General features: G+C 51.6%; 22 protein-coding genes. 15 read left to right on the forward strand and 7 right to left on the reverse strand.

Annotated elements, in window-relative coordinates:
- Positions 1 to 349 precede the first annotated feature (349 nt).
- Entirely contained in the window at positions 350 to 4,678 is a 4,329-nt protein-coding gene (locus tag ACLB09_RS19160; protein ID WP_410771458.1) for an S-layer homology domain-containing protein, read from the forward strand.
- A 70-nt stretch (positions 4,679 to 4,748) separates the two neighbouring features.
- Here ACLB09_RS19160 and ACLB09_RS19165 read toward each other — a convergent pair whose 3' ends face one another.
- Positions 4,749 to 5,714 carry a hypothetical protein gene (locus ACLB09_RS19165; RefSeq protein ID WP_410771459.1) on the reverse strand — a complete coding sequence of 322 codons (966 nt, stop codon included), beginning with the start codon at positions 5,712 to 5,714 and terminating at the stop codon, positions 4,749 to 4,751.
- Positions 5,675 to 6,280, reverse strand: a complete 606-nt coding sequence (locus ACLB09_RS19170; protein WP_410771460.1) for an RNA polymerase sigma factor — start codon at positions 6,278 to 6,280, stop codon at positions 5,675 to 5,677. Before ACLB09_RS19170 ends, ACLB09_RS19165 begins: the two co-directional genes overlap by 40 nt.
- A gap of 224 nt (positions 6,281 to 6,504) precedes the next feature.
- On the opposite strand from ACLB09_RS19170, the gene ACLB09_RS19175 reads away from it, so the two are divergent.
- On the forward strand, positions 6,505 to 7,572 hold the full coding sequence (locus tag ACLB09_RS19175; protein ID WP_410771461.1) for a suppressor of fused domain protein: 1,068 nt from the start codon (positions 6,505 to 6,507) through the stop codon (positions 7,570 to 7,572).
- 70 nt (positions 7,573 to 7,642) lie between these two features.
- Here the strand turns inward: ACLB09_RS19175 and ACLB09_RS19180 are convergent, their stop codons facing one another.
- Positions 7,643 to 8,437, reverse strand: a complete 795-nt coding sequence (locus ACLB09_RS19180) for a hypothetical protein (RefSeq protein ID WP_410771462.1) — start codon at positions 8,435 to 8,437, stop codon at positions 7,643 to 7,645.
- A 187-nt stretch (positions 8,438 to 8,624) separates the two neighbouring features.
- Here ACLB09_RS19180 and ACLB09_RS19185 point away from each other — a divergent pair, with 187 nt between their 5' ends.
- From ACLB09_RS19185 to ACLB09_RS19195, 3 genes are all read left to right on the forward strand, one after another.
- On the forward strand, positions 8,625 to 8,858 hold the full coding sequence (locus ACLB09_RS19185; RefSeq protein WP_410771463.1) for a hypothetical protein: 234 nt from the start codon (positions 8,625 to 8,627) through the stop codon (positions 8,856 to 8,858).
- Positions 8,859 to 8,919: 61 nt separating this feature from the next.
- Entirely contained in the window at positions 8,920 to 9,591 is a 672-nt protein-coding gene (locus ACLB09_RS19190; RefSeq protein ID WP_410771464.1) for a hypothetical protein, read from the forward strand.
- Positions 9,592 to 9,615: 24 nt separating this feature from the next.
- Positions 9,616 to 9,798 (forward strand): hypothetical protein, encoded by a 183-nt coding sequence (locus tag ACLB09_RS19195; RefSeq protein WP_410771814.1) that lies wholly within the window; start codon positions 9,616 to 9,618, stop codon positions 9,796 to 9,798.
- Positions 9,799 to 9,916: 118 nt separating this feature from the next.
- Here the strand turns inward: ACLB09_RS19195 and adhP are convergent, their stop codons facing one another.
- Positions 9,917 to 10,942, reverse strand: coding sequence for an alcohol dehydrogenase AdhP (gene adhP, locus ACLB09_RS19200; protein ID WP_410771465.1), 1,026 nt, complete (start codon positions 10,940 to 10,942; stop codon positions 9,917 to 9,919).
- A gap of 282 nt (positions 10,943 to 11,224) precedes the next feature.
- Here adhP and ACLB09_RS19205 point away from each other — a divergent pair, with 282 nt between their 5' ends.
- The 3 genes from ACLB09_RS19205 to ACLB09_RS19215 all read left to right on the forward strand — a co-directional run bounded on the left by ACLB09_RS19205 (position 11,225) and on the right by ACLB09_RS19215 (position 13,548).
- Entirely contained in the window at positions 11,225 to 11,710 is a 486-nt protein-coding gene (locus tag ACLB09_RS19205) for an RNA polymerase sigma factor (RefSeq protein WP_410771466.1), read from the forward strand.
- Between the two features lie 2 nt (positions 11,711 to 11,712).
- A complete protein-coding gene (locus ACLB09_RS19210) occupies positions 11,713 to 12,402 on the forward strand; it encodes a zf-HC2 domain-containing protein (protein WP_410771467.1) in 690 nt (229 codons plus the stop codon).
- 462 nt (positions 12,403 to 12,864) lie between these two features.
- Positions 12,865 to 13,548, forward strand: a complete 684-nt coding sequence (locus ACLB09_RS19215; protein WP_410771468.1) for a hypothetical protein — start codon at positions 12,865 to 12,867, stop codon at positions 13,546 to 13,548.
- Positions 13,549 to 14,745: 1,197 nt separating this feature from the next.
- Here ACLB09_RS19215 and ACLB09_RS19220 read toward each other — a convergent pair.
- Entirely contained in the window at positions 14,746 to 15,612 is an 867-nt protein-coding gene (locus ACLB09_RS19220) for a sulfurtransferase (RefSeq protein WP_410771469.1), read from the reverse strand.
- 187 nt (positions 15,613 to 15,799) lie between these two features.
- On the opposite strand from ACLB09_RS19220, the gene ACLB09_RS19225 reads away from it, so the two are divergent.
- Positions 15,800 to 16,723: a DMT family transporter gene (locus tag ACLB09_RS19225; protein WP_410771470.1), complete on the forward strand. Its 924-nt coding sequence runs from the start codon at positions 15,800 to 15,802 to the stop codon at positions 16,721 to 16,723.
- Between the two features lie 96 nt (positions 16,724 to 16,819).
- On the opposite strand, the gene ACLB09_RS19230 is transcribed toward ACLB09_RS19225, so the two are convergent.
- A complete protein-coding gene (locus tag ACLB09_RS19230; protein ID WP_410771471.1) occupies positions 16,820 to 17,032 on the reverse strand; it encodes a hypothetical protein in 213 nt (70 codons plus the stop codon).
- A 198-nt stretch (positions 17,033 to 17,230) separates the two neighbouring features.
- Here ACLB09_RS19230 and ACLB09_RS19235 point away from each other — a divergent pair, with 198 nt between their 5' ends.
- Entirely contained in the window at positions 17,231 to 17,824 is a 594-nt protein-coding gene (locus ACLB09_RS19235; RefSeq protein ID WP_410771472.1) for a hypothetical protein, read from the forward strand.
- On the opposite strand, the gene ACLB09_RS19240 is transcribed toward ACLB09_RS19235, so the two are convergent.
- Positions 17,825 to 18,808: a ketoacyl-ACP synthase III gene (locus ACLB09_RS19240; protein WP_410771473.1), complete on the reverse strand. Its 984-nt coding sequence runs from the start codon at positions 18,806 to 18,808 to the stop codon at positions 17,825 to 17,827.
- Positions 18,809 to 19,046: 238 nt separating this feature from the next.
- Between ACLB09_RS19240 and ACLB09_RS19245 the strand changes: the two genes are divergently transcribed.
- The 5 genes from ACLB09_RS19245 to ACLB09_RS19265 all read left to right on the forward strand — a co-directional run bounded on the left by ACLB09_RS19245 (position 19,047) and on the right by ACLB09_RS19265 (position 22,972).
- Positions 19,047 to 19,457 (forward strand): DUF4183 domain-containing protein, encoded by a 411-nt coding sequence (locus tag ACLB09_RS19245; protein WP_410771474.1) that lies wholly within the window; start codon positions 19,047 to 19,049, stop codon positions 19,455 to 19,457.
- A 227-nt stretch (positions 19,458 to 19,684) separates the two neighbouring features.
- On the forward strand, positions 19,685 to 21,820 hold the full coding sequence (locus ACLB09_RS19250; RefSeq protein ID WP_410771475.1) for a DNA topoisomerase III: 2,136 nt from the start codon (positions 19,685 to 19,687) through the stop codon (positions 21,818 to 21,820).
- Between the two features lie 116 nt (positions 21,821 to 21,936).
- The gene (locus tag ACLB09_RS19255) at positions 21,937 to 22,074 is read left to right on the forward strand and encodes a hypothetical protein (RefSeq protein WP_410771476.1); all 138 of its coding nucleotides are present in this window, start codon (positions 21,937 to 21,939) and stop codon (positions 22,072 to 22,074) included.
- A gap of 108 nt (positions 22,075 to 22,182) precedes the next feature.
- Positions 22,183 to 22,446, forward strand: coding sequence for a DUF1294 domain-containing protein (locus tag ACLB09_RS19260; protein ID WP_410771477.1), 264 nt, complete (start codon positions 22,183 to 22,185; stop codon positions 22,444 to 22,446).
- Positions 22,447 to 22,537: 91 nt separating this feature from the next.
- Complete coding sequence (locus ACLB09_RS19265; protein ID WP_410771478.1) at positions 22,538 to 22,972, forward strand: universal stress protein; 435 nt, start codon at positions 22,538 to 22,540, stop codon at positions 22,970 to 22,972.
- The last annotated feature ends 326 nt before the right edge of the window (positions 22,973 to 23,298 follow it).

Consider the following 23,298-nt stretch of genomic DNA (forward strand, 5'->3'; position numbering starts at 1 on the left):
GTTATTCCGGCTGTTACTCGCTCCATCATTGAGCCGAATGATCTTTTTGCTAATTTTATCAGATATTTGCTACGGAGGCTCCTAAATGTTTCTAATTATAAATGCTGTAAATGAGGCTATTTCTGAGTTATTACGGGAATGCCATGGAAATTGTTTCAAAAATATACTTTCCTGGGTTCTCATCTTGTCTCTTAAAATACTGCAGGATGCCAATCGGACAAGCCCGATCGCTTTGGAAAAGTTAACTTTAGTTAATAGTTTGTGAGGAAAATCATTGATAAAATAATTGATGATATAATTAGTGGGCTCATTACATAGATTAGAAGCCGATGGAGGATGTGTGCAATAAATGGTTACAAGGAAGCGGAAGATTTTGTACTTATGTAGTTTCATAGCATTGATGTCGGCCTTTTTGCTGACAGGCTTTCCGAAGGCAGGTTTTGCCTTTTCGGGAGGGGGGAGCGGGTCGGCGGATGATCCTTTTATGATCATGACGACTGGACAATTGGGTGAGATCAGAAACAATGCATCGGCCAGTTATGTATTGGGACAGGACATCGATTTATCCGGCATCCTCTGGCAGCCCATAGACGAGTTCAAGGGCAAGTTGGACGGCAGAGGCTTTAAGATCATCAATCTAACTGTAAACAATCCGAGCGGTCAGTACGGAGGGTTTATCAAAAACATGAGAGATAGGGCCGTCGTAAAAAATATTGGATTTGAAAATGTCCATATTACCGGGCTTCAAGGGCCCGATGGCGCAGTTACAGGCGGAATGCACAGTATGACCAGACTTGAGAATGTCTATGTCACCGGAACGATCCAATCCGCCGGAACTCGAATCGGCGGTCTGGCGGGTCAGATGTTTGACGGAGGTACGATTTGCAATTCGTATTCATTGGCGTCGGTAACGACAAGTAAATACGGCGGTACGGTTGGAGGGATCAGTGGTTGGGCCCAGTTCGAGAACAACTTGATTGAAAATTCATACGTTAACGGAAACGTGAGCTATACAGTCAATGGCCTTGCTGGGGGAATTATGGGTCAGAGTGTAAATTTAACGGTAACCGGAGTCTATTGGAATCAACAATACGTAACGGATGCGGTTGGATATTCGAATATCGGGCCTCTGGTCGGGGCAGTTGGAATAAGTGCCGCGGAGATGGTGAATCAGAGCACTTTTGAGAATTGGGATTTTCAGAATACTTGGAAAATGGGAGCGAACGGGCCGGAATTTCGCAAAAAGGCGGCCTATGTGACGGCGGATAATCCGGACGGGAGTTATGCGCCGGGCGATCAAATCGTCCTAAACCTACGCTTTAATGATGCCGTAACCGTCATTGGGACGCCGTCGCTTCGCTTGAACAACGGGGGGGTGGCCTACTATCAAAGGGGAAGCGGAAGTGACACGCTGTCGTTCGGATATGCCGTTCAAGACGGACAGAGCGTTTCCAAATTGAACTACGGCGGCACGAACGCGCTGGATTTGAACGGAGGAAACATCAAGGACGCCACGGGACAAGCCGTTGACAGCACCTTGCCTTCGCCGTCCTCAAGCCTTTCCCTGGCGAAGCGCATTATCCGGGTTTTGACGGAGCCTATCACTGTAACCGGCATCACATCGACGAAACCCGACGGTACTTACGGGTTGGGCGAATCCATCGCGGTCGAGGTTACGTTTAACAAAACGGTGACGGTCTCGGGAACTCCTTCCTTTCAGTTGGATACCGGGGGTAATGCCCGTTATAGTTCGGGATCGGGCAGCCGGATTCTTCATTTTGAATATATCGTTGCCTTGGATGAGCAGTCGCCCTCCCTTAATGCGGTGTCGCTGTCGTTAAATGGAGGAGCCATTCAAGACCCCAATGGGCAAAACGCGCTGCTTACCCTGCCGGTTGCGGGAAGTGCGGGTTCATTGGCCGTCAGCTCCCGGATCGTGATCGATACGACGGCGGACAAACAAGCCATCCAAGCCGTGCAGCAAAAGCTAGATGCTCTCCCCGGGAGCGCGCTAATCACTTTGGGAAATGAGGGCGCCGTAAGGGATGCCCGTCAGCAATATGACGGGTTAAGCTCGGCAAGAAAAGGATACATCACGAACCTGGGCAGACTGACCGATGCGGAGAAAGCGCTGGAGTTGCTATATTCGGCGGCCAATTCGGATGTGATGGCCGCCGCGGAATACGTTGTCGCGAACGGTTCGGACGGATCGGAGGTTACGGTCCTTCTGAGGGATAAAAATAATGCCCCGGTAATCGGCAAGGAAGTGACCTTGACGGGGCAGAACGGTAACCCGGTTATTCAAACCATCCAGGGGACGACGGATTCCGATGGAAAAGCCATCTTCCGGATCTCCAGCACGAAAGCGGACCGCGTGACCTTTCGTGCGACTAATGTAAGCGATCAATTCGTTTTAACGAAGACGGTGACAGTCACCTTTACGGCGGGGCCGGCGGATGCCGCGCAATCCGAAGTAATGGCATCGTCGTCAACCGTTTCCGCCGATGGGGTTGCGTATGCTGAAATCACCGTTACGGCAAGAGATTCGTACCGGAATCCCGTAAGCGGGACCGGGTTGCGCATAAAGGCAAATGGCGGCAACTCCGTTATTGCCACCGATAACGCGATTACGGATGACTCTGGGAAGGCCGTGTTCCGCGTATCCGACCTGGCGGCTGAACAGGTGACTTATATGGTGGAGTCGGTACCGGATCAAATCGTTCTGTCTCCGGCGGTTACGATTTCCTTTATTTACGGAACGCCTCCGTCTATAGCCGTTCAAAGTACTCCAACAGAGCCTACGTATGGCCCTGTGCGCGTATCGGTTACGGCAGCGGTTTACGGCGAATATAACGGGATTGCCGAACTGAAATGGGCTTCCGGCCAACAGTCCGCGGATTATTTTCATCAAGGCGGCAACGAATTGATCGGGGATGAATTTGAAGTAACGTACAATGGAATATATACGGTTTATGTCAAGGATACGGCCAATAACGAAAATTTGACCGCGTTTGAAGTTTCGAATATTTTGCAGGCGAGCGATCAGGCTGATTTAAGCGATCTGTTTGTGGTAGGGATGGCATATCTTTTAACGCCTGCATTTACGCCGCAGATCACGGAGTATACGGCAAGGGTTTCTCATTCGATATCTTCGGTAGTTATTCGTCCGACGGTTTCCGACCCGCATGCCTCCGTTGTGGTGAATGGGGTGCCCGTCTGGAACGGCGGACCGTCGGGCGAAATTATCTTAACGACCGGCAATAATACCGTAACCATCGTAGTAACGGCTCAAGATGGGGTGGCGAGCAAGACGTACCGGATTACGATCACGAAGGAATCGGCTCCTTCTCCGGGAAATCCGCAGCCGGAGCCTCAGCCACCGACATCCGGTTCGGGGAGTTCTTCATCTTCTGCGGTTACGGTACCCGTACCCGTGAATGAGCCTCAGCCGCAAACGGAAAATTCCTTCTATACCAAAACGGCTTCCAAGGATGGAGGGAAGTCCATCCTTACGCTAACCGTCCATGCGGACAAGCTGAAAAAGCGGCTTGAGGAATTGGGGAAACAACCGAATCTTGTTTTCCCGGCCTTGGAGGAAGCGGATCAAGCCGCCGTGCTGCTGGACGGAAACAGCATCCGGTACTTAATGGATAGCCAGGCAGTACTGCTGTTCCATACGACAAAGGGAAGCTACAAACTGAGAGCGGATCAACTGGAATTGAACCAAGGTTCGGGGAAGGTCGGGAATATGGCGGATCTTTCTTACCGTCTGGAAATCTCGGGAAGTTCTTCCGACAGCATTTCCAAACTCGAAAAGATCGCAGAACAACAAGGCTTTGCGCTCATCGGATTGCCGTTAGATTTTTCGATCCGGGTTCAAGCGGGCGATAAATCCAAAGAAAGTGACGCTTTCGCTTCCTATGTGGAAAGTACTTTGACGATTCCGGCCAATATCGATCCCCGTACGGTAACGACGGCGGTGCGGATCGATAAGGGCGGGAGAATCCGCCACGTTCCAACGTTCGTGACTTCGCGTGACGGTAACAACGTTGCTATCGTCAACAGCTTATCGAACGGTTCGTACGTTTTGATCTCCAACGAGAAGTCCTTTGCCGACATGGCCGGCCATTGGGCTGAAGCTGCCGTGAACGATCTGGGATCGCGGATGATCGTTACCGGCACGGACGATAAGCGCTTTGCTCCGGACCGGTCTGTGACCCGGGCCGAATTTACCGCTATTCTCGCCCGTGCGGTCAGCTTGGCCGGGAAAGAAGCAAGGAATAACTTTAACGACGTTTCCGTTTCCGATTGGTTTTACGACGATATTCGGGATGCCTTCGTATATGGCATCGTATCGGGGTATCAGGATGGGTCGTTCCGGCCGGAGCGGAGTATTACCCGCCAAGAGGCCATGGTCATGATTGCGCGTGCCATGGAGCTTGCAGGGATCGAGGCGACCGATAAAGTCGATAATCAAGGAATGACAAGCTCGGAGCAGGCAGGCGGCGAAGCAAGCCCTTGGGCGATCGAGGCGGTAGAAGCGATCGCGGAGGCTGGTCTTGTGCAAGGGGATAACACCGGAGATCTCGCCTTGAACCGGGAAATTACGCGCGCGGAAACCGCAGTCATCGTGAGCCGGATGTTAATTAAGGCGGGAGTGATCAGGCAAAATTTTTAGGGATAAGAAAATCAAAAGCCGATATACACCAGAGCTTCTGAGTGTTTATCGGCTTTTCTTATGACGTCCCTTACTTCAGTAACTCCTCGGCCAATTGTAAAAATTGTTCTTTGGTTAATCTTTTGTCCCCAAAGCTGGAAAGCGTGTAATAGGCATCTTGCTTTTCGTTGTACCAATTCAGGTAATGATAGGTTATGGAGTCTTTATTTACGCTGTTAAAGACAACTTCTGTTCCGGCGACCGTAACCTTGTCCGTCGTATTGTCTTTCTCCTGCTCCACAACCATATTTCCGCCATGCATGAGGGTAGCTGAAATGCCGATATGGGCATTGCCTTTTGAATATATTCCGTTTATGCTTGACGGTTCCGACCATGGTATGGTCTTCATGAACACCTTTTCCCCCGAAGAAGCTTTGGCCGCTTGATCCTTAAGATCGCTATACACTTCCCGGTAGAAGGAGTCTTTCTTTTGCTCATCACTGGTTGGAAACTTGGGGCTCACCTTTCCGTAATCAAAGGAATAATCCATGGCGGTTTCAGGAAGGTCAGGCGCCCCCGTTCGTTTGATTTCCTTCATGAAGTCGGAATAGGAAGATATCCGCTGCTCTTTATATTCAAAACGCAAATCAGGCTCCGGACTTCCGGAGATGCTGCCGCTTTTGATATAATAAGCGATTAATTGTCCCGGCTGGGCAAAGTTTTGAGCCTGTACTGCGTATTTATCATATGCCGTTGCCGTGCCTGCCGCAGTTTCGCCCGATGCGACATGCTGAACCTTAACTACCCCGTCACGATTACGGAGTTGGATATATTCCGATGCGGCATAGGCGCTAACGGAGACCAGCAGAATCAAGGCGAGTACGCCTCCCAACGCCGTAGTTCCCCTCAGTGTTTTTTTCAAGAACGAATGCCGGCGGTCCTCAATTTCTGTGATACGGTTCATCACTTGACGAGTGACGTCGATTTCAGGCATCACTTCGTTAATCGAGGCTTGCTTTATATCTTCGTATTCATGGGCAATTCGGGTTCGTTCCAAACGATTTCCTCCTTCGATTTCATGGATTTTCGCACCTTCTGCTGGATCCGCTTCATTCTCTTTACAAGCGCATTAGGACTAACCTTCAAAATGGTACCGATCTCCGCAAAGGTTTTCTCTTCAAACACCCGCAGAATGAGCAAGTTTCGTTCCTCCAGCGATAGCCGGGACAGTGCCGCTTCTAATGAAGGCTTATACAATGCGTTATCCAGTTTCTGTTCAGGGCTTGTCGCGGTAGTTTCAGGCCGAACGATCGTCATCACCTTATGATGAATGCGGCGTCTTCGCACCAGATTCAAGCAATGATGATAGGCGATCCGATACAGCCATGCCGAAAAACGGTCCGCTCTCTTGTATTGGTGCAGCGATTGATAGGCTTTAACCAAAATATCCTGCACGGCATCCTCCGCATCCTGCCTGTTGTTCAACATACGGTAGCAATAGCGGAAAATCGGCTGCTGAAATATCCTGACGATCGCTTCATACTCGTTTGTGTTTCCTTGTTGGATGCTGCCAACCAGCGTTTCCAGTTCCTCTGAGTCCATGTATTCCTGCGGCGATGTCAAAACCTCCTTTAGCCTTTTATCCCCTATAACACTTGATGATGAAAAAAAGTGCCTTCAACAAGATAATTTTGATTTTTTTATTCATATTCTGGTTTTTTAGTAGGACAAAAGCATTAAATTTTACTACAACCACCCGCGAAACGCCCGCTTTCCAAAATTTCCTTTATAATGGCATTAATCATAATTCATTTGGAAGAGAGAAAAAAGAAATAGGAGGAACAATAATGAGTGCGGAATCAGAAGTAACAACAGGCTGGGATGCCATTGATCAGGAGTTGGGCAAAATTTACGGGGACCAGGAGCCAAAGCATTACGGGACGCTTATTTCTTATGCGTTAGGGGGGCCGGATCCCTTGGACGGAATTAGTGCGTATAAGGCGGAAGAGCCGGTTCCCCATTGGCATTTCGTGACATATGGATTTTCGGAGTTGTACGAAAAAGAATCGGAGCATGCCGAGGACAGCGGATATGGGTTTGAATTGACCTTTCGGCTGGTCCGGGAGAACGAGGAAGAAGAGCCGCCTGCATGGGCGCTGAATCTGCTTCAAAATATGGGAAGATACGTGTTTAACAGTGGCAATGTCTTTAGAGCAGGGGATTACTTGGACGCTAACGGCCCCATTTGCATGGACGCCGATACGGAACTGACGGCGCTGGCTTTTGTGGAAGATCCCCAGCTTCCGGCAATCGATACGCCGAACGGCCGCGTGGAATTTTTGCAGATGGTTGGGATCACGGGTGATGAGTTGGCGGCGATGCAAACCTGGAATACCTTGGGTGTTCTCTCGACCGGATTAACGTATCTGCCTAAATACATAACCGATCTGACACGGGAATCGCTTCTCGAGGTTCCTGCCATTTCTGCGGAAGTCCAGGCGGGGATGGAACGAGACGGCTCGAATACCGGCTTTCTGTTTGTGGACCAGCTTGCTTTCGAGCCGGCGAAAAAAGGCTTCTTAAGCAAGACCCCTGCCACGCTGAAAATAGGGGCCAAACAAGCCGAAATCGTCGGTAAACTGCTCCGCGGCCGTATTTTGAAAGGAAAGAATTTGAGTCTTGTCGGCCGCGACGTCCGGGTCGTATTCACGCCCGGAGATGAAGCAGGCTACGAAACCGGCACCGACAACGAGACCACTTTCAGGCTCGACGATAAGTCGGCCGCGGAGCTCTCAAGCAAACTGATTCCCAAAGAAAGCCGGTTTGAGCTGACCTCGTTAAGGGGAGTAGCCGTTCATATCCTGAAAACGCATATTACCGATCAAGAAGGGAACGTAGTTCATACTATCGGGTGAGGTAGCTTGATCACGGGCCGAATGTACTAAGGATATATTCAGGTATGCCGAATCTAAGGTATAGCGCCTTTTACTCAGGAAGCCTGGATTCCGCAAGCTTCAGGGTGTTAGCGATAGTTTGCTGCCAGGCAAAGATTTTCTGCTGTGAAGCCTGAATTTGAGTCAGCGCATCGACCATTAGCTCAAGTTCGGCCGCCGCTGCTACGGCATTTCCTTGCTTTACGGCTGTTTTATAGCGCTTATCCGCCGCCGATTTGGTTTTGTTTATCTCCGAAATATGTTGGTTTTCTGCCGTGATTTGCTTCTTGAGGCTTTGTACGCCGAGTAAAGTATCTTTTACTACTTTAGCTTTAGCCGTAGCTTGTTTCCTTGCAGAGGCTAAGACTTTCTTCTTGCCGGCAATCTCCTGGCGAGCCTGATTAACGGAGGTTTTGATAGCGTTCCGTTTGAGATCATAGAGTAGGGCCGATTTTTGGTCCTTGCGTTTCCTTGCTTCGGCCGCTTTTTTTCCAAGGTTGGTATATTCCTTGAGCAGCGGACCATATTTCTGCTGAGCCTGATCCGATATCGATTTTAATTGATCCAGTTTAGACTTATCTATGAGCTGCACGTTTCTATTGATCTCTTTTAACTTGTCATTATTCTCTTTGCTCAAGGACTGGATTTGTTGTTTTTCTAATGCATTGGCTGTTTTCAGGGCCGTGAAGTCGTCATACAACCGGTCGATATTGTTTAATGCGGTATTCCATACGATATCTGAGGCTTGGACTAAGGAAGGCCCGGTTATCCCAAAGATAAAGCTTAAAATAAACATAAAAATGATGACTCTCAAACTGAAAGATTTACCACGACGTGGATTCAACAACTAGATCAACTCCTCAGCGACGAAAGCACAAAAAAGCACCTGCAAGAAAGGCCGATCGGCCTGTCCTGCGAGGTGCTTCTCTCGCTTTTTCGTTCATTTTGATATTAATATTATATTTGATCGAAAGGAATGTCAATACCTTTCGGGAACATTTGTTCCTGTATAGATTGTTAAGGAGGAGAAATTCATGACCGAACGTCTTCCCTGTAAAAGCGAGGGCTGCAAAGCAACGATTTTGCCTGCGACGGCGGCCAAAACAGGCGGGTACTGCATGCCCTGCGTTCAAGAACAAGAACAGAGAAAACGGCAGGCTTATATTGAAGCGCACCGGAAAACGGTAAATCTATTCGAGGGTCTAACCGACCCCGTGGAAATTCTCAAACTGAAGCATGCTCCCAGGCGACATGGAGACGAGCCGTGATATTTTAACCTCACTGGTTTGTTATAGAAACCATAATATTGCTGGTGGCTTGCCGAAGCTTATGGAATGCGGAATGTTCCATCCCGGAGTGTTGTACAAAGATGCCGACGCTCCAGTCAGGGAACAATTGCTCCTGAGGTTGGATTGGGACTCGGATAACCGGAATACCATTCTCCTGGCTTTAAGCTGGATCGGAGACGAGCAGGTCGTGAGCCGGCTTGGGGAATGGCGGGACAACCAACCGTCGTGGGCGGAGCGGTTATATGTCGCACCGGAGATGTACGCCCGGGAAGCAGGCTGGGAACTGACGCCGGAAGGAGAGCGCCGGGATTTGTTCCATAGTCTTGCTTATGCCATCGAAAAAAGCGAGCAACCGTCCCGCTCAGAAGTGGAGGGGGGAGCTCTCTTCTTGAATCCTGCCGACAGCAACTGTCCGTGGTGCGGCGGGAAACTGGATACGCTGATGGATGTGGATACGGCTCATCCGTCGCTGTCTTATTTAAACTTGGCCGAAGATCGGCTTCAGATACAAACCTGTGTGAGATGCGGCTGTTACGGCGTAATTTACATGGAGTACGATTCCAACGGTGTTCCGGGCTGGAGCCGATTTAACCGGATTCCGGATTATCTGCAAGACCTCAGTCCGGAGGAATATGACGGAGAATATTTGGAGGCAGGCCCATTACTGACGCTATCTTCTCAGCCGCGTTCCGCGTTTTATACGACAGAATGAGGGTTATCGCAGCATAATTCCCAAATCGGGGGACATCCAAGCTGGGTTCAGGATGCGGAGTATCCGGCTTGTCCTTGCTGCGCAAAAAGCATGGTCTTTATCGGACAACTGGACTGGGAGGACCTCGAAGAATACGGGGAAGGTATTTATTATATGTTTCTTTGCCATGAGGACAGATTGACCGCCACGGTGTATCAGCAAAGCTAACCCCATCCAATTTAGGCTAGGATCAGGGTCGGGCTGTAATTTTGCTTTAGCGCGCAGGAGAAACACCAAGAAGAAACAGGCTATGATGCCTGGAAGCATCATAGCCTGTTTCTTTCTTCTATCGGGAAGAGGAGGTGAAATCAATGACCATGCGGCCCTGGATTTTGCCTTCTTCCATCTCTTCGAAGATATGGTTGATATCCTCGATCGGACGTTTGCTGACGATCGGCACGACTTTGCCTTCCGCCGCGAAGCGGAAAGCTTCCTTCAGGTCCTCGCGTGTGCCGACCAGGGAGCCGATGACCTGAATGCCGTCAAGAACCAGACGAGGAATATCCAGGTCCATTTTGTCCGTCGGGAGGCCGACGGCCACGACCCGTGCTCCGGCCTTGACTACGTCGATCGCTTGATTGAACGGTTTCTTGGCCACGGCCGTCACGACGGTGGCGTCCAGACCGGCTCCGTTGGTCAGCTCCTTGGCCTTGTCGGCCGGATCTTCCCTCAGGCTGTTCACGGCATAATCCGCACCGACGCTCAGTGCCAGCTCCAGCTTCTCGTCGCTGATGTCGAAGGCAATCACCTTGGCGTTGAACACGTGCTTGGCATATTGCACGGCGAGGTTGCCCAAGCCGCCGATCCCGAAGATGCCGATCCACTGTCCCGGCTGAATGCCGCTAACTTTGACCGCCTTGTAGGTCGTAACTCCGGCGCACGTGACGCTCGTCGCTGCGGCCGGGTCGAGCTGCTCCGGCACTTTAACCGCGTAATCCGCGGTGACGATGCATTGCTCAGCCATCGCGCCGTCTACGGTGTATCCCGCGTTCTTAACTTCGCGGCAGAGCGTTTCCCGGCCTGTCAAGCAATATTCGCACCGTCCGCAGCTCTCGAACAGCCATGCGATGCTAACCCGGTCGCCAACACCGAGACTGGTTACCCCTTCGCCCAGTTCGATGACTTTGCCGATGCCTTCGTGGCCCAGCACTCTTCCCGTCACGTCGCCGAAGTCCGCGTTTTTGACGTGCAGATCGGTGTGGCATACTCCGCAATATTCCATTTGGACCAAGGCCTCGCCGTGCTTCAGGGGACGAAGCTGCTTATCCTCGATGTGAACGTTTTGGTCCTTCGTGACAATTGCTGCTTTCATGGTAGTGGAACTCTCCTTTGACTGATATCATTGGAATCACTGCTGCTTGCATAGGCTACCCCATATCATTCGAATTCCGCATTGGAAATATACCAAGGGCAAAATCAATCTCCTTGCCAGAGGAGAACGAGCCGGTAGCAACGTTGTTTCAACAAGCTAAGGTACTACGGGTTGGGAAAATCGAACAGTAGAGCCGTTATTCGGGCTCTTCTTTTGGATTTTCCTCAGCTTATGTAACGAATTCCGGTTAAGCGGGTCATATAGTCGTGAGGATGTGAAAGCGTGGCTGACTTTGAACAAATCTATAATGAGTATTTTCGCGATGTGTACCAGTTTGTGTATTCCTTAAGCCGGAACGAAGCGCTTTCGGAAGAAGTCACCCAAGAGACGTTTTTCAAGGCGTTAAAAAGCATCGACAGCTTCAAGGGCAACTGCAAGCTCAGCGTCTGGCTCTGCCAAATCGCGAAGAACACCTATTTTACCCATCTGGACAAGCAAAAACGGTATGCACCGGAACAAGAGGGGACTGTAGCGAGCGGGGGAGGAAATCCGGAAGAAGCATTGCTGAAAACGGACGAGACCATGAGAGTTCATCGGGCGCTGCACAAGTTGAAGGAACCTTATAAAGAGGTATTTACCTTGAGAGTGTTCGGGGAGTTGTCTTTTGCGCAGATCGGCGGATTGTTTGAAAAAAGCGAGGGCTGGGCCAGGGTGAGTTTTTATCGTGCGAAACAAAAAATCCAGGAACTGCTGAAGGAGGAAGCATGAACATGAGCAAAATCCATGACAACATCGTCAGGGATCTGCTACCCTTATATATCGACAAGGTGTGCAGCAAGGAAACCATAGCCATGATCGAGGCTCATTTGGAGGGTTCCGAATCTCTGCGGGAAGAGCTCGCTAAAATGCGGGCTGAGTTGCAGATTCCCCGGGATGAGGGGCAGGAGAACCGCAAAGATGCGGAGGCGATTAAAGAGATTTCGCGGTTTTGGAACCGTTCGAAATGGAAGTCTTTTCTGAAGGGAGCGGTCATTTCCGTATTGGCTTGCGGCGTATTGCTGATAGGTTATATCGGCTTATTCAGATGGAGTATCGTTCCCGTTCCTTCCAAAGTCATTGCGATTTCGGACGTAAGCAGGCTGGAGAATGGCAAGATCGCTTATCATTTTAAGCTGACCGATGGTTATGAATCCAACTTATCCAAATTCGAGATGGACGAGGAGGGTAACTTTTACATTGTTCCGTATCGTCCCGTCATTAAATCGAAGGCGAAGGTGGATATTGCAGTCAGTTATTACAGCGCTTTGGATTATGAAAATTATATGTACGGCGAGAGATACGACGGCAAAGAGATCAGCGCCCTATACTACGGCAAGCCGGGGGATAGCGTACTGGTCTGGAAAAAAGGAAGCGATGTTCCCGCTGCCAGCGAAAAGGTGGAGGCTTGGTTTCAGCCGTGAAAGTTGTTGGTGGTCAATTAACCGCAGCCAGCGATTCGACAAGCACCGTAAAGGGAAAATGGAGGTTTACGTCCAGAACAATTGCACCACCAGGACCTATTCTGCTCCTAAGGCAAGGAAAATCTCGATCGTGATGACTGCTCCTCTTTTAGTTCACGGCGATCGTTCTTGCTGTAAAAAAAGAAAGGCTTTCGTGAGGGCTTGGTGGAGAGGTTTCTCGGTCCGCAGCTGCCTAGTTTTTGGCTCACCCTGTTTTTTCCTCTCTCTTTTTTGTGGCCTTTCTCTTAGCTCGGACTGAAGATCCTGCCGATTTCCTATTGTGCCATCCGATGAAAATGTGGCACACTATGGATAGACAAAAGCAAACGTGGCAAAGAATGCCCCGTCTCCTTTCCCATTTGGAATGGAGGCGGGGTTTTGTGGTATTGGAACCATATTCGTGCACAGCGAGGGGGATAGGAAATGGGTTTTGAGCAGGAGCATGATCAATGGTTATGCCATCATCTTAAAAGAAGGAAGGGAGAGCGGCTCGATGCGCTTAATCGCGGTCATGGCTACGGAAACCGATTGTTTGTCGAGCAGGTATGGTGGCCGCTTGCCGGACATTTTCACGGATTGCACCCGGAATATGAAGTTAAGGACTGGCGCGGCAGATCGTACTTTGTGGATATTTTGTGGGAAATCGGAGCGTCGCGCATTGCATTTGAGATCATGGATTTTGGCTCGCATGGCAAGGACCGCAGCAAATACCGTATGGACTTGAACCGCGGCCTTTTTTTGCAGTCACAGGACTGCATGGTGCTTTATATTTCGCTGGATGAGCTGAAAGAAAATCCATCTTTTATCCTCTCTGCTCTGAGGAACATTCTCTTTCCTTATTTGTCAGCGGGAAAATCTGTGAAGACAACCGCTGAGAGAGCCTATTCCAAAATCGAGCGCGATCTGATGCGGTCAGCCATCCGGCACCACCGCGTCCTTCGCCCGGCCGATGCCGCGAGGGAGCTGGAACTGCATACGATGACGGTCATTAAATACTGCCGCATATTAGTGGATAAAGGTAAATTCCGCCCGGTGGCAAGAGGGGCATCTCAGCGGGTTGTATACTATGAATATATTGGTACGCTCCAAAGTCCGGATCTGGTTTGATGATGATGGGAATAGCGGGAAGGTAAACGAGCCGAATGTATGCGAAAAAGCGAATGCAATGTGCCGGCGGGAAGGTAAACGAGCCGATTGTATGCGAAAAAGCGAATACAATGTGCCAGCGGGAAGGTAAACGAGCCAAATGTATGCGAAAAAGCGAATACATTGTGCCAGCGGGAAGGTAAACGAGCCAAATGTATGCGAAAAAGCGAATACATTGGGCCAGCGGGAAGGTAAACGAGCTGAATGTATGCGAAAAAGCGAATACAATGTGCCGCAGGGAAGGTAAACGAACCAAATGTATGCGAAAAAGCGAATACAATGTGCCAGCGGGAAGGTAAACGAGCCAAATGTATGCGAAAAAGCGAATACATTGTACCGCAGGGAAGGTAAACGAGCTGAATGTATGCGAAAAAGCGAATACATTGTGCCGGCGGGAGGGAAACGAGCTGAATGTATGCGAAAAAGCGAATACATTGTGCCGGCGGGAAGGTAAACGAGCCGAATGTATGCGAAAAAGCGAATACATTGTGCCAGCGGGAAGGTAAACGAGCCAAATGTATGCGAAAAAGCGAATACATTGTGCCGGCGGGAAGGTAAACGAGCTGAATGTATGCGAAAAAGCGAATACATTGGGCAGTCGGAAAGGTAAACGAGCCGATTGTATGCAAAAAAGCGAATACATTGGGCAGTCGGAAAGGTAAACGAGCCGAATGTATGCGAAAAAGCGAATACATTGTGCCAGCGGGAAGGTAAACGAGCCAAATGTATGCGAAAAAGCGAATACAATGTGCCGGCGGGAAGGTAACGAGCCGAATGTATGCGAAAAAGCGAATACAATGTGCCGCAGGGAAGGTAAACGAGCCCACGTGTTTGGCCATGCTTCTCCTGGATTTATAATATTTGAATCCGCAAGGCGCGCAGGCCGCGGCAATCCTGGAACAACATTTTCGAAAAATATCCTTGCCGGTTGGATGATCTGCCATATCGGTTCATCTCCGTTTTGCTTATTATGTCTACCCTATAAAGGGCATGACGACACAGAAATCCTTCTTTGACTCCAAGCCCATGTATTGCTGCGAAAAAACAGGCCTGGGGTTCCGATTTCTTTCCTCGCCGTAAATTGCAGGCATAACAAAAAACCGCCCGAAGCCCTTCGACTCCAAGCGGCATATCTACCAAGCTATCCTTGTATAAGGCTTAGCTGCAAGGCTCTTCATTCCCAGTCGCCACCGGATTGTCCGGGTAGCTAACCCAGTCGCTCCAGCTCCCCGCATAGAGCTTCGCCTGCGGGTAGCCCAGCCGGTGCAGCGCCAGCACGTTCGGGCAGGCGCTGACGCCGGAGCCGCAGTAGACGATGGCTTCGCGGCCATCGTCGAGCGCCCGGATGACCGGGGCGAGCTGCTCGCGGAGCGCAGGCTCCGCCAGCCAGGCCCCCTGGTCATCCAGCACGCCCTTCCAGAACCGATTGACCGCGCCGGGAATATGCCCGGCTTTGGCGTCAATCGGTTCTTGTTCTCCCGCGTAACGCGAAGCGTCGCGGGAGTCCACCAGCAGGACGCCGGGATCGCCTAGCGCCCGGCGGACCTCGTCCACGTCCGCGAGCATGCCGCTGCGGACGTTCGGCACGAACGCGGCAGGCACCAGGGTGCGCTGCGCGTCGGTCACTGGAAAGCCGCCGGCCTGCCAGGCGGCGAAGCCCCCGTCCATGACATACACATGGTCATGGCCCAGCCAGCGCAGCATCCACCACAGCCGCGCAGCATACAAGCCGCCCTGGTCGTCATAGGCGACGACGCGGGTGTCGTTGCCGATGCCCGCACGTCCCAGCCGGGCGGCAAGCTCCTGCGGGTCGGGCAAAGGATGGCGGCCGCCGTGGAGCCCGACCGGCGCCGATAGGTCCTTCTCCACATCAAGGAAGACGGCGCCGGGAATATGGGAAGCAAGATACGATTGTTTGCCCTCATCCGGGTTTCCGAGCGCGAAGCGGCAGTCGACGATGACGAGATCCGGCTCGTACATCCGGGCGAGCAGCCATTTTGGCGATACAACAGGATCGATATTCATAAATAAAGCCTCCTTGATCAAAGGTGATGATATGATATTGATTCTGGCCTCAAATTACTCCCAATGTAGCACACCCCGCGAAACTCTTCAAAAAACATTGAATGAACTCGCCGCAATAGTCTATAATTAGGGGCGGTTTGTCAGAACCGCACAAATCTTTTGACTATACAAGACAGGGAGCAGCATCATGAACCCCAAATCGAAATCATTTCTCTCTTACGAGTTTCTTTATATCATCGGGATTATCGCAATTTCATTCTCTTCGATCTTTATCCGCTGGTCGACCGCCGAGGTTTCCGTCGTCGGCATGTACCGTCTCTATCTGACGAATTTGCTGATGCTTCCGATGGTGTGGAAGTACCGGAAGGAGATGTTCTCCTTAACTTCGAAGCAATGGAAGGGATTGTTGTTAGCCGGGGCGATGCTCGGGCTTCACTTTCTCTTCTGGATGGCTTCCCTGCGTCTGACCACGGTGGCAAGCTCGACCGTAATCCTCACGCTGGAGCCGATTCTCGTCATGCTCGGTTCTTTCTTTCTGTTCGGCGCAAAAGTAAACCGGGCCATGCTGGCGGGAATGGCTTTGGCTCTGATCGGTTCCGTGGCTATCGGCTCGGGCGATTTCAAACTGTCCGGTACGGCGCTACAGGGCGACTTGCTGTCTTTGCTGGGCACGGTCGCGGTAGCGGCCCATATGCTTGTCGGGAAAAAGCTTCTTTCGAACATGAGCGCATTCGTCTATAACTTCTGGGTGTTCTTCACCGCAGCGACGTTACTTGCGGGGTATAACGCCGCCCGCGGATTTGAGTTTACCGGTTATGCGCCGAGAGAATGGGGGATATATTTGCTTCTGGCCATCGTGCCGACCCTGTTCGGCCATTATTTGTTCAACTGGCTGATGAAGTTTATCAGCGCCTCCGCCGTCTCCATGGCTGTTCTGGGCGAGCCGGTATTCGCCTCTTTGCTGGCGTGGATGCTGCTTAAGGAAAGCTTGACCTGGTTGCAAATGATTGCAGGGGTCGTCATTTTGTGCGGGGTGTGGATTTTTATCCGTTACGGAAAAGAAACCCCGGCCGCAGAGCCGGAGCTTGGCACGCTAAAAGAATCGGCTTAATCAAGTCCGGTACTACCCGAGAATGTGATAGATAGATATGCCAAAAAAAAGACGCCTCTAGGCGTCTTTTTTAATGGACCGGGTCACAACCCGCATTTATTTTTTTAACTCGAAAAACTGGCTATCCCTGCGGGAATGGTATGTTAATTCACTTACGCCCGTTTGCGTAATCACGGTCTCATCGGTAAAGCGGATGATCAGCGTGTCGTTATCCACCATATGGTCGTTGCGGAAAACGCGGATGCGGAGCTGCCGGTCCAGCGCTTCCTGAAAATCCTGTTCGGTCAATAAACGTCTAATCGTTGGCACGGCGTTTGAAATCTCCTTTTCGTTTGGCTCGTTTAGCGATAAGCATACCAACGTTCAAATATATTTGTCCAGTCACGAAAGATGTGATTCGAAGCCGATATGGACAAACGCCCACCCCCGGAAGCGGGCGCATGCATACGATGCAATAAGGAATTGCACATAGGAGCACGTCCAAGCTTCCAAAGGGAGAGGATAAATATGCAGAAGTACAGGATTTGCAAGCGGAGAATTTCGCGGCGCAGGTTGAAAAGACGGCTTCCCACAGCAGGGCTTTTGCGCAAGGTGGCGTTCGGAATGCTGCCGTTTTATAAGGCGATAGTTAGCAGTCAGGGGTTTGCCGACGCTTGGAGCCATGCGGTGATCGGCGCCGATTTGGACCGCATGCGAAAGTTGTTATGCAGGGTTGATCCGCGGATTGCAGACCACGGTATGGGGACCAACGGGATCGGTTACTTTATATCTTTTAAAACCCTAGGGTCTTACTATTCTTGCGGAATTACGATTCCGCCGGGGAAAGTACAGTTCAATTTCAATCCGAAGGTACATCGGCTGATTGCCCGCGCACTGCTTCCTTTTTTCCGGGAACTGGTCTGCCGGTCACGATATGCGCCTTCACTAGCCAGCGCGATACGCCGGCATGACCGGCGGGCCGTCTCCCGCCTGGTTCACTGCCGGATCAAAACCCCCGCCTTGAGATCGGTAAAAATTGAGGACGCGGGTTTGGTGCTGACCTTCAAGTATCCTTTTAGCAAATATGAGTATACATTTGTGTTGTTCCGGGAGTTTAACTAGTTAGCCCCAAGTGACGATCAGACCGCAGTGCGTCAAGCCGCTGCCAAACCCGTACAGTAAAATCCGGTCGCCGGGGTTTAATTGTTTTGCCTGAATGCCGGCCTGAAGAGCGAGCGGAATCGATGCAGAGGAAGTATTGCCCATATCCTGCACGCTTTGCAGAGTTTTGGCCAAAGGAATGCCGCTTTTTTCGCAGATCGACTCGATCATTCTCAAGTTTGCGCTGTGCGGAACGAACCAGTCGATATCGTCCAGCGTGACTCCAGCTTGCTCAAGCAGGCGGTCAATGCCGGCCGATACGGTGCGAACCGCCCATTTGAACACTTCGCGTCCGTTCTGGACGATCCGGCCTTCGCCCTCCAACTCGGTACCGTCCATTCGGGACGACAGGCCGGAACGGTAAACTTGGATGCCGCCGCTTCCCTGGGTTCCCATGATGGCCGATTCAAACCCCGGCTGATCGGGAGCGTATTCCACAAGGGCGGCTCCGGCTCCGTCGCCGAACAAAATGCAGGTGCTGCGGTCGGTGTAGTCCGTAATTTTGGACATCGTTTCTCCGGCGACGACCAGCACCTTCTTATGGAGGCCCGAGCTGATCATTCCGTTAGCCATGTGAAGTGCATAAGTAAAGCCGGCACAGGTGGCATTCAGATCAATGGCCCCGGCGTTTTCCATTCCGAAGTGTTTCTGGATCCTGCAGGAAACGGTAGGAAAGGAATAGTCGGGCGTCGTTGTTGAAGCGATGATGAGATCGACGTCATCCAGGCTAACGTTATGCGTATCGCGCAGATTTTCAGCGGCCCGAACACATAAATCCGACGTAAACTCATTATCGGCGGCGATATGCCTCTCATTAATGCCGGTGCGTTGGACAATCCATGCATCATTCGTATCGACGAGCCGCTCCAGATCTTCGTTACGGAGTATCTTCTCAGGCACATACGTTCCAAGTGCGGTAATCCGGGCTTTTGAAATCGGGGTCAAGGCGTATCGCTCCTTTATTAATCGATTTAGTACCTGTTACTAATACCAGGTGTTATTTTGAATTGTAACAGCATTCCGAACTTTTTCCAAGCGGTATTTAAACGTAATAGGGATTTAGGTCGACAGGGAGGGAGTTCGGCCTTTTTTGCGCGATGTGTCCAAGCAATTAACGGATGGCTCCATACAGTATATTAAACGCTGCGACACTATTCGAAATGGATGAAAAGGAGGAATCCCCATGCCGGTGATCAAGCTGCATTTAAATGCTCAGAGCATCGTGACCGGTACATTGAATACTTCGACGAACACAAGCACGGTTCCGACGGTAAACCGATACACGGCTACGGTCGTGTTGGGAAATATCCTTGGTAGCACTACCGTGATCCCGGCGGCCAGCTTTACGAATGACAGCGGAGCAGCCGTTCCTGCGGGCGGGCTTGTGGTGCCGGGACCGAACGGATATTACAACCTTTATATTAACGGCGTATTGCAAAGGGGCGGATTGAGCTCGTTAAGCGCGGCGAATTTAACGATCAACAGCGCGCTTGTCATCGGGGTGACCGTGACGATTGAGGTCGTTAATTTTTCCTCCGCTTCCACCTCGGTCACGACGAACGGCTTGTCCGTATCTACGTCGATTCAATACTGACTCCGGTTCATATTCGGGTGACAGTAGTATTATTGCACTTCCGCCTCGGTCTCTATGTGGGGCCGTGAAGCTATGACGGATGGATGCAATACATAGGTTGATATGACTTTTGCTATCGCATTGATCTTTTAAACAGAAAGATGATACGCGAATGTCCGGGCGAGGGCAGGGAGCCTGCGGGGATGCTATAATGTAGGCAGGAAAGAAAGGAGTGCATCATTACATTTATGAAAACGTTGGTATTGGCGGAGAAACCGTCCGTTGCAAGGGAAATCGCACGGGTGATGGGAAGCCGCGATAAGCATAAGAGTCATTTTGAGGGACCGAAGTATGTAGTGACCTGGGCGCTCGGCCATTTGGTCGGACTGGCTGAACCCGAGGATTATGACGGCAAATTCGGGACGTGGTCCCTGGAGGATCTCCCGATTCTTCCCGGAAAAATGAAACTGAAGGTGCTGCGGGAGAGCAGCCATCAGTATAAAGCGGTACAGCAGCTTATGCGCCGCCAGGACATCGGCGAGCTGATTATCGCAACGGACGCGGCGCGGGAGGGGGAACTGCTCGCGAGATGGATTATGGAGATGGCGAAATGGAACAAGCCGTTCCAACGCCTTTGGATCTCTTCGCAAACGGACAAGGCGATCAAGGAAGGTTTCGCTTCGCTGAAGCCGGGCGCGCAGTTCGAGCGGCTGTACCATTCGGCGCGCTGCCGGGCCGAGGCCGACTGGATGATCGGCCTGAACGTGACGCGGGCGCTGACTTGCAAATTCGGCGCCCCGCTGTCGGCCGGACGCGTGCAGACGCCGACGCTGGGCATGATCATGCAGCGCGAGCGCGAGATTCTCTCCTTCCAGTCGGAGGAGTATCAAGTGGTCCGCGCCGATTTGGGCTCCTTCGAAGCCGTATGGCGCGGAAACGGCGGCGACTCCCGCATCTTCGATGCGGACAAGGCCGCGAGCTTGCAGCGGAAGCTGGAAGGCCGCAGCGGCAAAATTCTCAAGCTGAACAAGAGCGAGAAGCAGGTGCCGCACCCGCAGGCATACGACTTGACCGAGCTGCAGCGGGATGCCAACCGTCTGCTGGGTTTTTCGGCAAAGCAAACGTCCAATGTGCTGCAGCGGTTGTATGAACAACACAAGCTGGTTACTTATCCGCGTACGGATTCGCGTTATCTGACCACGGATATGGTCGATACGCTGAAGGAGCGCTTGACCAGCGTTGCCATCGGGCCTTATGCCCCGCTTGCGAGACCGCTGCTAAGGAAGCCGCTGCCGGTAAGCAAACGGATCGTGGATGACAGTAAAGTCAGCGATCACCATGCGATTATCCCGACGGAGCAGACCGTCATATTAAATGCTTTAAACACGGAAGAACGCAAGCTGTATGACTTGATCGTACGGCGTTTTATCAGTCTGTTCTATCCGCCGGCCCGGTTCGACAGCGTTGCCGTCGTTCTGGACGTTGACGGGGAGAAGCTGCATGCCAAGGGCGTTACCGTCAAGGACAACGGATGGAGAGCCGTTTATGACGGGCAGGCGATCGACGAGTCGGACGAGGACGATGACCGGGAAGACCGGGAGGAGAACGGCAAGGCTTCGCTGCCGGAGCTGAAGGAAGGCGAAACCGTCACGGTAAAACGTTGCCGCATCCAAAGCGGGCGAACTCAGCCGCCGAAGCGGTATACGGAGGCTGCACTGCTCACCCAGATGGAGAAACACGGGCTCGGCACGCCGGCGACGCGCGCGGACATCATCGAGAAACTGGTGAGCTCCGACACGATCGATCGTCAGGGTTCCGCCTTGCATCCTACGGGCAAGGGCAAGCAGTTAATCGAGCTGGCTCCCGCCGATCTCCGGTCGCCGGAACTGACGGCGAAATGGGAGTCGGAGCTGGAGCGGATCGCCCGCGGGCAAGGCAAACCGGAGCCGTTCCTCGGCGGGATCCGGGAAATGGCCGTGAGCCTCGTGCGTGGAGTCAAGAACAGCGAGGCTTCGTACAAGCCGCACAATGTATCGAACAGCCATTGTCCGGATTGCGGGACGCGCCTGCTCGAGAAGAAATCGAAACGGGGCCTGCTGCTCATTTGTCCGAGCGAGGACTGCGGCTACCGCCGGTCCGGAGAAAAACGTCTCTCCAACCGCCGCTGCCCGCAGTGCCATAAGAAGATGGAGCTGAAGGAAGGCAAGGCCGGGCTTTACGTCCAGTGTCTGCCTTGCGGCATTACCGAAACTGTAAATAAGGATTCCAAGCACGTGAACAAGCGGGAGCAGCAGAAGCTGGTCCAGCAATACGCAAAGCAGGAAACGCTCGGCTCCAACCTGGGAGAATTGCTTAAGGCCGCCATGGAGAAAAAGGGAGACTGATGATCCCTATAGCGTGAAAGGAGGCCGGAGACCTGCTTCCGCATGCGGTATCCGATACTTCCATTCCGCATAAAAGGCGAAAGCGCTCGGGATGCTAAAACCCGGGAGGTGATCTTATGCCGTACAACAAAGCAGAGAAGACCCAAAACCGGCAGAATAAATCAAGTATTCTGGAGGAAACCGTTTCGCTGAAGCCCAAGAAGCAGGCGGATCGGCCTCCGAGCCTGAATGAGATTTCGAAGCAGGAATCGTAACTGATTGTGAGCTCCCCGGGAGGGGAGCTTTTTTAATACAAGCATTAGCAGTATAATAGAGTCAGTAAGGCTGATGCCAAGGAAGCCGGGTATGAGGGGGCGGTCGACATGAGGACGGGGCTATTGGTCTGGTTTATTTTTATCAATGTTGTGGCATATATCGTCATGTCCGACGACAAACGGCGCGCCAGGCAGAGGAAAGAACGCATTCCCGAAAAGACGCTGTTCCTGCTCGCCGCCATCGGCGGAGCGCTGGGGATATTGCTGGCCATGAACATGAAACGCCACAAAACGAAACACGCAAGTTTCCGGATCGGGGTTCCGCTGCTGCTTCTTTTGAACGCCGTGCTTTACGGTTATTTTTTAACCTGAACTTCATCGACATTCAGTACAGCCTTCGTTTCATTCCGGATTTATAGGGTTTAATGGTGTACATACTTTTAGAGAAGAGGGGTGCTTTCCTATGTTATTTTCTAAAATTGTAGCCGCCTATGACGGTTCCAAAGCTTCCAACAAAGCGCTTGATAAGGCGATCGAATTGGTTAAGGTCTCGCCGGGAGCGAGTCTTGAGGTGTTGCACGTGTTTGATTTTCCGCGGTTTTATGTAGCTGAGGGGTTCGCGCCTGTGCCAGCTTCGGTTAATCAGGATTTTTACGAATTGGCCGAGAAAACGGTGGAAGAAGCGAAAAACCGCCTGGAAGCAGCTGGCGTAACCGCCAAGGTGGAGCTGATCCAGGGAGCTCCGGCGGAAGGAATTCTCGATTACGCGAAAAAGCACGACAACGACGTCATTATCATCGGCAGCCGCGGCCTTGGCGGCATCCGCGAATTCGTGCTCGGCAGCGTTAGCCATAACGTCGTTCAGCATGCGCGCATTCCTGTGCTCGTCATCAAATAAATATCAAAGTCGGAAGGAACGCCGGTGATCGGTGTTCCTTTTTTTGTAGTTTTGCGGCAGCATAGCTTATGTAACGGACATGGAAGCCCTTAAACAGCACGAAAATGTTGATTTCATAATCTAACGGACACCAGGGCTCTTAAGTTAGGGAAATGAGCGCTATTTTGGGCTCGGAAAGGCAATTAAGGTCCTCTGTGTCCGTTAGCGCAGGAAATGTGGTTTTTTTTGCGATTTAACGGCTCCTGTGTCCGTTAGAATGGAGGGAGCAGTTTCGGCGGCAAATAAGACAAGCTGGTGGGCAAGGGTAACAGTCTTTAAGTCACCAC

Origin of the sequence: Fontibacillus forbon, from assembly GCF_046559655.1 — a bacterium.
In the GTDB taxonomy this organism is placed as follows: domain Bacteria; phylum Bacillota; class Bacilli; order Paenibacillales; family Paenibacillaceae; genus Fontibacillus.

Coding starts and splice junctions, on each gene's coding strand:
- ACLB09_RS19185 (WP_410771463.1), top strand. CDS start 8,625: ATGACCGAACGTCTTCCCTGTAAAAGCGAGGGCTGCAAAGCAACGATT.
- ACLB09_RS19215 (WP_410771468.1), top strand. CDS start 12,865: ATGGGTTTTGAGCAGGAGCATGATCAATGGTTATGCCATCATCTTAAA.
- ACLB09_RS19225 (WP_410771470.1), top strand. CDS start 15,800: ATGAACCCCAAATCGAAATCATTTCTCTCTTACGAGTTTCTTTATATC.
- ACLB09_RS19260 (WP_410771477.1), top strand. CDS start 22,183: ATGAGGACGGGGCTATTGGTCTGGTTTATTTTTATCAATGTTGTGGCA.
- ACLB09_RS19250 (WP_410771475.1), top strand. CDS start 19,685: ATGAAAACGTTGGTATTGGCGGAGAAACCGTCCGTTGCAAGGGAAATC.
- ACLB09_RS19220 (WP_410771469.1), bottom strand. CDS start 15,612: ATGAATATCGATCCTGTTGTATCGCCAAAATGGCTGCTCGCCCGGATG.
- ACLB09_RS19210 (WP_410771467.1), top strand. CDS start 11,713: ATGAGCAAAATCCATGACAACATCGTCAGGGATCTGCTACCCTTATAT.
- adhP (WP_410771465.1), bottom strand. CDS start 10,942: ATGAAAGCAGCAATTGTCACGAAGGACCAAAACGTTCACATCGAGGAT.
- ACLB09_RS19235 (WP_410771472.1), top strand. CDS start 17,231: ATGCAGAAGTACAGGATTTGCAAGCGGAGAATTTCGCGGCGCAGGTTG.
- ACLB09_RS19175 (WP_410771461.1), top strand. CDS start 6,505: ATGAGTGCGGAATCAGAAGTAACAACAGGCTGGGATGCCATTGATCAG.
- ACLB09_RS19190 (WP_410771464.1), top strand. CDS start 8,920: ATGGAATGCGGAATGTTCCATCCCGGAGTGTTGTACAAAGATGCCGAC.
- ACLB09_RS19245 (WP_410771474.1), top strand. CDS start 19,047: ATGCCGGTGATCAAGCTGCATTTAAATGCTCAGAGCATCGTGACCGGT.
- ACLB09_RS19160 (WP_410771458.1), top strand. CDS start 350: ATGGTTACAAGGAAGCGGAAGATTTTGTACTTATGTAGTTTCATAGCA.
- ACLB09_RS19265 (WP_410771478.1), top strand. CDS start 22,538: ATGTTATTTTCTAAAATTGTAGCCGCCTATGACGGTTCCAAAGCTTCC.
- ACLB09_RS19255 (WP_410771476.1), top strand. CDS start 21,937: ATGCCGTACAACAAAGCAGAGAAGACCCAAAACCGGCAGAATAAATCA.